The sequence below is a fragment of the Yersinia sp. 2542 StPb PI genome (assembly GCF_048593855.1).
In the GTDB taxonomy this organism is placed as follows: Bacteria; Pseudomonadota; Gammaproteobacteria; order Enterobacterales; family Enterobacteriaceae; genus Yersinia; species Yersinia enterocolitica_E.
The window spans coordinates 1-9,911 of sequence record NZ_JAZGQA010000162.1; the positions used below are offsets into that span (position 1 = coordinate 1).

A 9,911-nucleotide genomic window follows, 5' to 3' on the forward strand; every position below is an offset into this window, starting at 1 on the left:
TATTGGGTATATACCTATCCCATTATTAAAAATAATCCATTTTATCTTTTGTATAGCGACTTCTGGAGAACACTGAATGAAATTCCCAAAGCCTTTGCCCACACTGTGCCTGGCTATTTCTGCCATATTATTTAGTCAAATGGCCTCTGCTCAACAAATTAAAGCTGCCGATGTTCATCCCAAAGATTATCCTAATGTTGTTGCTGTTAAAAATATGGGCGACAAACTAAAGACCGCAACGGATGGTCGCCTGGAAATTAAAACATTCCCGGGTGGCGTCTTAGGTGATGAAAAGCAAATGATAGAACAGGCTCAAATGGGAGCAATTGATATTATTCGTGTTTCTATGACCCCTGTTGCCTCTATTCTGCCGGAGATCAGTGTCTTTACCCTGCCCTATATGTTCCGCGACGAAGACCATTTACATAAAGTTATTGATGGTCAAATCGGCCAAGAAATCGGTGATAAAATCACTAACAATAAGAACTCAAAATTGGTATTTCTCGGCTGGATGGATGCGGGTACCCGTAATCTGATTACCAAAGAACCGGTGGTTAAACCAGAAGATCTCAAAGGTATGAAAATCCGCGTTCAGGGCAGCCCGATTGCACTGGCTACCCTTAAAGCCATGGGTGCCAACTCACTCAGTATGGGCGTAAGCGAGGTATTCAGCGGGATGCAAACCGGGGTGATTGATGGTACCGAAAATAACGAACCGACCTTTATCGCCCATAATTATCTGCCGGTTGTCAAAAACTATACCCTGAGCGGCCATTTTATTATTCCTGAGCTGTTCCTTTATTCCAAAACCAAATGGGATAAATTATCTGCTGAAGATCAACAAACCATTCTGAAATTGGCCAAAGAAGCACAGGCTGAGCAGCGCGTATTATGGCAAGCCTATGTGCAGCAATCCCATGACAAAATGAAAGCCGGTGGCGTGCAATATCATGAAATGGATCATGACTATTATTATAAAGCCACTCAACCTGTTCGTGATGAATTCGGTAAGGATCATCAAGAACTGATCAAGCAGATTGCAGCCGTGCAATAACATCTTTCCGACAGTATTAAATTTTTTAATACTACTGATATTTACCCAAGGTCATGGGTGTTGCAGCCAATGACCCTGGGTACACTGAGGTCTCCGCTATGGCTCGCTATTATCTATCAACGATGGATGCGTTATATCGCCTGTCGATCTGGGTCGCTGGTATTGCCTTAATCATTATGGTTGTAGTTATCCCTATGGGGATATTTGCCCGTTATGTCCAAAACGATGGCTTATCCTGGCCAGAACCCGTCGCCATATTATGTATGGTGACATTTACTTTTATTGGTGCTGCCGCCAGTTATCGATCTGGTTCACATATTGCCGTCAGTATGGTCACTGATCGGCTCTCTGAGACCGGTAAAAAAGTATGCCTGTTATTGGTTGATTTGCTGATGGTGCTGATAAGCCTGTTTATTTTGGTCTATAGCTACATTCTGTGTAGCGAGCTTTGGTCACAACCAGTGGCTGAGTTCCCATTACTGACAGCCGGACAAAGCTATATTCCTCTGCCAATCGGCTCCGCGATAACGCTGATGTTTATCATCGAGCGGCTATTTTTTGGCCCGCAGACCCACCGCCCGGTAGTGATGATCGGCAATTCATAATTTGGGGAACTTTGCCTTATGGACGCATTTATTTTAGTTTTTACGCTGGCAATCTTGCTGGCGATTGGTGTCCCGGTGGCTTATGCCGTCGGTTTAAGTGCCATCACCGGGGCATTTTGGATTGATTTACCGTTGGAAGCGGTGATGATTCAAATCACCAGTGGCGTCAATAAATTCTCATTACTGGCCATCCCGTTCTTTATTCTGGCGGGGGCCATTATGGCCGAAGGTGGCATCGCACGGCGGCTGGTGAGTTTCGCCTATATTTTCGTTGGTTTCATCCGTGGTGGTTTGTCGCTAGTTAACATTGTCGCTTCAACATTTTTCGGTGCCATTTCAGGATCATCAGTGGCAGATACCGCCTCCATTGGCTCGGTAATGATCCCGGAAATGGATAAAAAAGGCTATCCGCGTGATTTTGCCGCCGCAGTCACCGCCAGTGGTTCAGTGCAGGCGATATTGACCCCACCCAGCCATAATTCGGTGATTTACTCACTGGCAACCGGCGGCACCGTATCCATCGCGGCGCTGTTTATTGCCGGGATTTTACCGGGCTTGCTGCTCAGTTTTACCCTGATGCTAATGTGTGTCGGCTTTGCCTATAAGCGAGGTTACCCTAAAGGTGAACGAGTGCCGTTCCGTCAGGCGCTTAAAATCTTTGTCGATACATTATGGGGGTTGATGACGGTGGTCATCATCATGGGAGGAATTCTTTCCGGGGTATTTACCGCCACAGAATCTGCCGCGATTGCCTGTTTGTGGTCATTCTTCGTCACTATGTTTATCTATCGCGACTATAAATGGTCCGAATTGCCTAAACTGATGTATCGCACAGTAAAAACTGTCACTATCGTGATGATTTTAATCGGTTTTGCCGCCAGTTTCGGCGCTATCATGACCTACATGCAGTTGCCTGAACGTATCACTGAATTCTTTACCTCGGTTTCTGATAACAAATACGTGATTCTGATGTGTATCAATATCATGCTGCTGCTGATTGGCACCTTAATGGATATGGCACCGCTGATTCTGATCCTAACACCGGTACTGATGCCAGTGACCAATTCATTAGGTATTGATCCGGTCCATTTCGGTATGATTATGTTGATCAATTTGGGGATTGGTCTGATCACCCCCCCGGTGGGGTCGGTGCTGTTTGTCGCCAGTGCGGTGAGTAAACAGAAGATTGAACAAGTGGTAAAAGCGATGTTGCCGTTCTACGGCGCACTGTTCCTGGTGCTGATGTTGGTCACTTATATTCCTGAAATATCCCTGTGGCTACCAAGGGTATTTGGCGTGTACACCGGCTGATAAAACGATAATCATGAGTCGGGCCGCTGACCGGCCCTTCTCACGGTTACTTTGTCATCAATACCACAGGCTCATGATTGGCCAGCCCACCAGTAGCAACATTGAGATGTAGAACACCCCCATGATGCCACCCAGCCGCCAGTAATCTTTCGATTTCACATAACCACAGCCATAGATAATCACACCAGGGCCAGTCGCATACGGCGTCAGGACACCCATGATCCCAATGGATAACACCAGCAGCATGGATAAATGCTCCATCGGCACACCACTTAAACCTTTACCGACTGCCAAAATAACCGGCAGCATGGTTGCCGTGTGGGCAGACAAGCTGGCAAACAGATAATGAGAGAAATAGAACACCAATACTAGCGCCACCACCGTCATATTCGGCGAGAAACCATCCAAATGGGTACTCATGGTATTGGCGAACCAATCAATGAAGCCCGACCGCGTTAAGCCATTGGCCATCACCACCAGTGTGGCCAGATTGACCAGCGTGTTCCAGGCACTTGAGTATTTAGTAATGTCTTTCCACGACACCACATGCAGTGCCAACATCAGGGATACTGCCAGCAACCCTACCGCCGTCGCATCGATGAATTTACCGCCAAACACCCATAAGCACAGGCTCAGCAGCACCAAACCAATCAGAATTGCTTCCTTGCGCGTTAACGCCCCCATCTCAGTCAGTGCTGTTTGCGCCCAAGCCGCTACCTCATCGCTTTTGGTCACGCCGGGTTTATACAACACATAAGAGAGCCAGGGTGCCACGATCAGTAAAATTAACCCAACGGGCAGGAACGCCAGGAACCACTGCATCCAGCCAATATGAACACCGGCAATTTTATTGACAAACTCAATACCCAGCACGTTAGGTGCCGCGCCAGTGACAAACATGGAGGAGCTGATACTGGTCCCGATCACCATCATCCACATTAGGTACCCACCGATACGCCGTGACGACGGATCATTGGGGAATGAGTCAAACAGGGGTGGCAGATTTTTTACTACCGGGAACACTGTCCCCCCGGTACGGGCAGTATTGGATGGTGTAAAGGGTGCCAACAGAATATCTATAATAACAATGGCATAACCCAACGTCAGGGTTCGTTTGCCCATGAATTTCACCATGAACAGGGCGATACGGCGGCCAAGTCCGGTGGCTTCATAACCCAGCGCAAAGATAAATGCCCCAAACACCAGCCAGACGGTGGTACTGGAGAACCCGGCCAGTCCCCATTTTAAAGACTCTTTACCGCCGTTAAAGCTGGCATCAGCCACTTCAGCCGCACTAAATAGCACCCAATCTGAACTCAGTACACATATCGTCACGGCGATAAAGCTTATCGCGGTGGCGGGGATCGGTTCTAAAATCATCCCAACAATCATGGCGACAAAAATCGCAAAATAGCGCCAGGCTTGAGGTGGCATTCCTTCCGGGGTGGGAATCAACAGCAGAACAGCCAGCACCACAAAAGGCGCGAGCGCTTTCCATAATTTCTCTTGCGACTTCAACATAGAGATACTCCTATAGCTGTTACTGGTTCAATAACAACGCTATTATTTTTGTGAGGGAGATGATGAGGGAACTGCGCCAGAAACCAGGTTAGGATCAGCAGGTCAGCACTGCCGCCGGGACTAAGGTTGCGGGCGATACATTGGGTATCAAACATTCGCACCCGCCTCAGGCTGAGAGGAGAACCCATCCCTGCCGATGCGAGTGAGGCCAGAATCTCTGTCGCCTGCTGTTGCAGCCATTGCAACCCGGCCATACCGCCACGGGACACCACATTGGTATCGCGGTTGACGGACACCAAAATCAGCAAGGTGTGCAATAAGGCATGGTCGGATTCCGCCCCGTTAACTAATAAGCGTTGGTAAGCGGGCAAGGCATAATTCAACACTGTAGCGAAGCCAGATTCGGCCTCGCCGCGTGCGCCGGTCAGGCCATAGTGATAGAACAGCCGTTGGCCCGCCGTTTGTTGTGGATTGGATTGACGCAACTCACGCTCTGTCAGCCCAGAACACAGGCGCGCCGCCTCCTGGCAAATAGCATTAGCGCTAATCCATTCACCTCGCGCTTTCAGCCGCCCCAACGCACAGCAAATTAATCCCAGCGAAAAAACGCTACCTTTATGGGTATTCACCCCCCCGGTGGCGTGGAACATACTGTTTTCACACGCCAGTCCCAGCGGTCGCAGGCTGTTCAGTGCTGCCTGCCCACCAAGCTGAGCATGGTTGATACCCTGTTCTATAAAGCGCGGGAGCCACGGCGCAATAGCATCAGCACTGTGATAAAAATCGATCAGCGCCATATCCTTATGTGCACCACAATTGAAGCGATCCACCAGGCCCGGTTTCGGTGTCAGATTCACCTCTGCCAGCATGGCGCGATACGCCAGTGCGCCATATTTTTTGGCAAAGTCAGAGGAGGCGGCAGGTGATTGAGCCGCCCTGTTGTCAGTGCGTTGCAGTTGTGGCATTGAGCATCAACTCCATCTGAACCAATAGTTGGTCAATACTGTGGGTTTGCGCGCGGGCACAGACATTGGCTGGACGGTGACAAAGCAGACAGCGGCGCGGCGCTAACCCCACATCACGGCGCGATAAGATTTGCCCCGATGCATCAAGCACATCGATATCCCATAACCGGCCCTGCGGGTGTTTTAGCTCAAGTAACAACGCGGCGTCCTTCACCTGTTCCGCAGGTAAATCCACCGCCATCAAACCTTCACAGCCGGTCGGCAGTGGAAAAATCTCTTGCTGCAACACTGGCCAACACTGCCGTTGACTTAGCGAGGTGATCGCCTGCCATGCCAATGCAAATAATTTGCGCGTCAATGGGTTATCTTTCACCGCACCGGGTGCCACCAATGTCAGTGAAATCAACGTCACCTGATGGCGAGCCAGCCACGCCTGTTGTCTGCTCTGACGGGACTCACGGCTGGTAAGCAACTCCGGTAAGCTGATGGGCCGATTGGCCGCTAACGCAGGAGAGAGTGTGTTCATCGCCTACTCCTGTATTTGATGCACAACGTCAATCACTGAGCCGTCGCGATAGCGCACCACCGCTACCACGCGATCAGTAAATGCAATAGGTTGTGGCACGCCAGTCAGTAGTAACGCGCGCTGATGCAGCCATTCGATGGTGACTACGGCTAAACCGGCTTGCTGTAAGCGTTCCGCCAATTCGGGCCGGGCTGGATTAACCGCAATACCATGATCGGTCACTAAAATATCGACACTGGAGCCGGGCGTCACACAGGTGGTGACGTCATTGACCAGCGTCGGGATCCGGCCACGAACCAAGGGAGCGACGATAATAGAGAGTCGGGCGGCGACCGCAGTATCGCAATGGCCGCCAGAGGCTCCGCGTAACACGCCATCCGAGCCGGTCAGTACATTGACGTTAAAACGGGTATCAATCTCCAGAGCACTGAGCACCACCACATCCAGTCGATCGACTGACGCACCTTTCGAACTAAAATTGGCGTATTGATTGGCACTGATTTCGATGTGACGTGGGTTACGGGCCAGTGAGGAGGCAGCCTGCCGGTCAAAGCTTTGCACATCCAACAACTTGGTAATCAGCCCTTTTTCGTGCAGTTCTACCATCGTTGAAGTAATGCCACCGAGGGCAAAAGCGGCAGTAATGTTGCGCCGCAGCATTTTATCCTCAAGGAAGCGCGTCACTGCCAGTGATGCCCCGCCAGTCCCGGTTTGCAAAGAAAATCCATCGACAAAATAGCCGGAACCGGCAATCACCTCGGCAGCTCGGCGGGCAATCAGTAACTCACGAGGATTGGAGGTCATTCGGGTGGTATCAGCACCGATCTTGTCGGCATCACCGACCTTTTCAACCTGTACAATCAGGTCAACTTGATCTTGGGTAATACTGGCCGGATGATGGGGATAGGTCACCACCGCTTCTGTCAGCAACACCACACAGTGTGCATAGTCTGCATCGACTTTGGCATAGCCCAACGAGCCACAACAGGCATTGCCGCTAAAGCCATTGGCGTTACCAAATTCATCACAGGCCGGTACGCCGATAAAGGCAATATCGATAGTCAGTTCGCCGGATTCAATCAGATTAACCCGGCCACCGTGGGAGTGAATCTGTACGGGTTTAGCCAGTAACCCGCGAGAGATTTCCTCTGCCAACGGCCCGCGCAGACCAGAGGTATAGATCTCACTGACCACCCCATTGCGGATATGATCCACCAGCGGTGAATGGCAGTCGCTCAGCGAACTGGAGGCCAGACGCAGATTTTTGAATCCCATGGCGGCAATGGTATCCATCACCAGATTCAGGGTTAAATCACCAGCACGAAAAGCATGGTGAAAGGAGATAGTCATGCCATCTTGCAACCCGCAACGGCGGATAACTGTCTCCAGTGAGTCGCATATTTTGATATCACGGGGTTTCTGCGCCTGTAAATTCGCTTTCGAGGTGTTTTGATACAGGTGGTACGCCGGGCCGTTATCCTGAGTGCGACTTAAACTTTCTACTCGTTGTTGCCTATTCATCTTTTATTCCTCACGCAGGCCACTGACCGCACGTTGCAAAACCAACCGTGCCCGTTCAATCACCGGGCTATCTACCATCTTGCCGTTCAGGGAGACCACCCCACGTCCTTCGGCTTCCGCCGCCGCCGCCGCATCGACCACTCGTTGTGCGTGCTGGACTTCCTTCTCGGTCGGGGCGTAGAGGTTATGTAGCAGTTCGATTTGCCGTGGGTTAATCAGCGATTTGCCATCAAAGCCCAGTTGTTTGATCAATGCGGCTTCCTGCAAAAAACCGGCCTCGTTGTTGGCATCGGAATAGACGGTATCGAAAGCCTGAATTCCAACAGCGCGGGCCGCCTGCAAAATTGAACAGCGCGCAAACAGCAGCTCAATACCTTCTGGTGAGCGCTCGGTACGCAAGTTACGCACATAGTCCTCTGCACCTAATGCAATCCCCATCAGGCGCGGAGATGCCTGTGCAATAGCCAGTGCCTGAGTAATCCCTTGTGCTGACTCAATCGCGGCCAGCAGACCTGTACTGCCAACGTCGCGGCCGCATTCCGACTCGATACGGCTGATCTCGCGCGCCATATCGGTCACATCTTGCGCACAGTCAGTTTTGGGCAGACGTACAATATCGGCCCCCCCTCGAACCACCGCTTCCAAATCGGCCAGTCCGTAGGCTGAGTCCAACGCATTGACTCGCACAATGGTTTCCACATCTTGATAAAGCGGGTGTTGCAAGGCGTGATAGACCAAACGTCGGGCGGCATCTTTTTCGCGCAGAATAACCGAGTCTTCCAGATCGAACATCAATGCATCAGCCTGATAAATAAAGGCATTACTTACCATTGCAGCATTAGCGCCGGGAACAAATAACATGCTGCGACGCATTCTGTTTTTCATTTCAGGTTTCATCACGATGCTCTCCATGGCAGAATTTTTTCGTCACTTGCCCTGAGTAGCGCGGTTTCCAACCGTGCCTGCAATACGCAATCCAGTGCGCCTTTATCGTCAATAATCAGTTGCACTCCGTTTACCCGATACTGTTCCAACAGCGCCAAAACGCTGTAACGAATAGCTTCACCAAACTGCTTATCCACACTGCTATGTATTTGCAGATCTATTTCGGGTGGATTTAATGGCGCAATGCGCACCATCACGTCGCTCGACTCCAGTGTTCCGGCGACGGCCTCTCTGATAATTTTCATTTTTCACCTGATTAACTTGTCTTCAAATTCGAGGTTGCTGATCTACGTATCTGCACCTATCTTTGCGCCCTGTTTTATTCGGCTAAAACAGGGCTGGATCCTTTGCTGAAGCTACCTTTTTTGCCCGCTGCGCCAGTAGGCGTTGTAGATAGTGGCAGGTGGCAGGGGGGACCAATTTACGAATGGTTTCGCCATCCCCCTGAGCCAGTAATTTGCGTACCCAAGAGGCAGAAATAGCGGTGTTGTGATATTTAAGGCGCTCAATTTCTACCAGTGAGATGGGGGGATAGACTAATAACGGGGTTTCCAGCCAGTAGCTCATGTCATGGTTATATTTGGCGGTCACGGTACAAAACGGTTCGGTACCAACAAAGCGGTGAGTGACACCCAATGCCGGGGCCAAATATTGACGGAATATCTTCAGATCGATTTCGGTATAGCAGTCATCGGCCACACCTTGATCTTTAATGAAATAACATGGGAAAGTGGCACGAGAGATCATATATTCCGAGCCAGGATGCACGGTAAGATTGGTAATATCCTCGGTGCCACTGAGCACTAATTGCAGGCGGTCTTCATAAGGGAAACGCGAGTTATCTTCTTTCACCAAAAACAGGTGCAACCAATCACACTGTGCCGCGGCCTGGCGGACTAAATATTGATGCCCACGGGTAAACGGATTGGCATTCATTACGATGCTGCCAATTTTTTGTCCCGGTTGGCGTAACTGGCTTAATTGTTTGGCATAACGCTGCAAGCGGCAGGCGCTATTTTCCATCAACACCACAATACCGGGGACACTGGCTATCGGATAAAAGCCACAGGCTTTAAATAAGTCTTCATTCTTGGTCTTGGTATAAATAAACAGATGGCTATGGTGACATTCATAGGCCAAATTGACCAGTTCGGTCGCCAGGGTCAGCGCCAATCCTTCCCCCCTAACCTGCTCACTGATTGCCACGCATTTGATAATATTGCCGGCAATCCCGCCACAGGCCACGAGTTGTTCATTACGGCTTACGGTAATAAATACGTCAACAGTGGTATCTATATTCAGATCGTTAGCACGCAAGAAACGTGTTATTTCTGCAATTTGCTGATGCTCTGAACGATTAATTTGACTAAATACCGTATCCATAATTCACTCTCTAGCATAACGTTTATATAACAAATAAAACACAAGTTAAACTCCCGATAATCAGGCAAGTCAAAGCGTGC

General features: G+C 50.1%; 10 protein-coding genes. 3 read left to right on the top strand and 7 right to left on the bottom strand.

All coding sequences use genetic code 11. The annotated features are described in order from the left end of the window. Window positions 1-76 precede the first annotated feature (76 nt). The 3 genes from V1952_RS16715 (at window position 77) to V1952_RS16725 (ending at window position 2,970) form a co-directional block, all read left to right on the top strand. Window positions 77-1,054 (top strand): TRAP transporter substrate-binding protein, encoded by a 978-nt coding sequence (locus tag V1952_RS16715; RefSeq protein WP_102970435.1) that lies wholly within the window; start codon window positions 77-79, stop codon window positions 1,052-1,054. A 98-nt stretch (window positions 1,055-1,152) separates the two neighbouring features. Beyond that, the gene (locus V1952_RS16720; RefSeq protein WP_083159210.1) at window positions 1,153-1,659 is read left to right on the top strand and encodes a TRAP transporter small permease; all 507 of its coding nucleotides are present in this window, start codon (window positions 1,153-1,155) and stop codon (window positions 1,657-1,659) included. 18 nt (window positions 1,660-1,677) lie between these two features. Continuing rightward, complete coding sequence (locus V1952_RS16725; protein WP_420075152.1) at window positions 1,678-2,970, top strand: TRAP transporter large permease; 1,293 nt, start codon at window positions 1,678-1,680, stop codon at window positions 2,968-2,970. A gap of 57 nt (window positions 2,971-3,027) precedes the next feature. On the opposite strand, the gene V1952_RS16730 is transcribed toward V1952_RS16725, so the two are convergent. From V1952_RS16730 to citC, 7 genes are all read right to left on the bottom strand, one after another. After that, on the bottom strand, window positions 3,028-4,491 hold the full coding sequence (locus V1952_RS16730; protein WP_083159211.1) for an anion permease: 1,464 nt from the start codon (window positions 4,489-4,491) through the stop codon (window positions 3,028-3,030). Continuing rightward, window positions 4,485-5,456 carry a triphosphoribosyl-dephospho-CoA synthase CitG gene (gene citG, locus V1952_RS16735; protein ID WP_420075153.1) on the bottom strand — a complete coding sequence of 324 codons (972 nt, stop codon included), beginning with the start codon at window positions 5,454-5,456 and terminating at the stop codon, window positions 4,485-4,487. The genes V1952_RS16730 and citG overlap by 7 nt, the downstream gene beginning before the upstream one ends. Then, entirely contained in the window at window positions 5,434-5,982 is a 549-nt protein-coding gene (citX, locus tag V1952_RS16740) for a citrate lyase holo-[acyl-carrier protein] synthase (protein ID WP_372558567.1), read from the bottom strand. Before citX ends, citG begins: the two co-directional genes overlap by 23 nt. A 3-nt stretch (window positions 5,983-5,985) precedes the next feature. Further along, window positions 5,986-7,503, bottom strand: coding sequence for a citrate lyase subunit alpha (citF, locus tag V1952_RS16745; protein WP_372558566.1), 1,518 nt, complete (start codon window positions 7,501-7,503; stop codon window positions 5,986-5,988). A gap of 3 nt (window positions 7,504-7,506) precedes the next feature. Next, window positions 7,507-8,400, bottom strand: a complete 894-nt coding sequence (gene citE, locus V1952_RS16750) for a citrate (pro-3S)-lyase subunit beta (protein WP_372559871.1) — start codon at window positions 8,398-8,400, stop codon at window positions 7,507-7,509. Continuing rightward, entirely contained in the window at window positions 8,400-8,693 is a 294-nt protein-coding gene (gene citD / locus V1952_RS16755) for a citrate lyase acyl carrier protein (protein WP_420071985.1), read from the bottom strand. The genes citE and citD overlap by 1 nt, the downstream gene beginning before the upstream one ends. An 82-nt stretch (window positions 8,694-8,775) precedes the next feature. After that, a complete protein-coding gene (citC, locus tag V1952_RS16760; RefSeq protein ID WP_420075154.1) occupies window positions 8,776-9,831 on the bottom strand; it encodes a [citrate (pro-3S)-lyase] ligase in 1,056 nt (351 codons plus the stop codon). Window positions 9,832-9,911: the final 80 nt, after the last annotated feature.

Excerpts from the sequence above, each read along its gene's own strand:
- V1952_RS16715 (WP_102970435.1), top strand. The coding sequence starts at position 77 with ATGAAATTCCCAAAGCCTTTGCCCACACTGTGCCTGGCTATTTCTGCC.
- V1952_RS16720 (WP_083159210.1), top strand. The coding sequence starts at position 1,153 with ATGGCTCGCTATTATCTATCAACGATGGATGCGTTATATCGCCTGTCG.
- V1952_RS16725 (WP_420075152.1), top strand. The coding sequence starts at position 1,678 with ATGGACGCATTTATTTTAGTTTTTACGCTGGCAATCTTGCTGGCGATT.
- V1952_RS16730 (WP_083159211.1), bottom strand. The coding sequence starts at position 4,491 with ATGTTGAAGTCGCAAGAGAAATTATGGAAAGCGCTCGCGCCTTTTGTG.
- citG (WP_420075153.1), bottom strand. The coding sequence starts at position 5,456 with ATGCCACAACTGCAACGCACTGACAACAGGGCGGCTCAATCACCTGCC.
- citX (WP_372558567.1), bottom strand. The coding sequence starts at position 5,982 with ATGAACACACTCTCTCCTGCGTTAGCGGCCAATCGGCCCATCAGCTTA.
- citF (WP_372558566.1), bottom strand. The coding sequence starts at position 7,503 with ATGAATAGGCAACAACGAGTAGAAAGTTTAAGTCGCACTCAGGATAAC.
- citE (WP_372559871.1), bottom strand. The coding sequence starts at position 8,400 with ATGAAACCTGAAATGAAAAACAGAATGCGTCGCAGCATGTTATTTGTT.
- citD (WP_420071985.1), bottom strand. The coding sequence starts at position 8,693 with ATGAAAATTATCAGAGAGGCCGTCGCCGGAACACTGGAGTCGAGCGAC.
- citC (WP_420075154.1), bottom strand. The coding sequence starts at position 9,831 with ATGGATACGGTATTTAGTCAAATTAATCGTTCAGAGCATCAGCAAATT.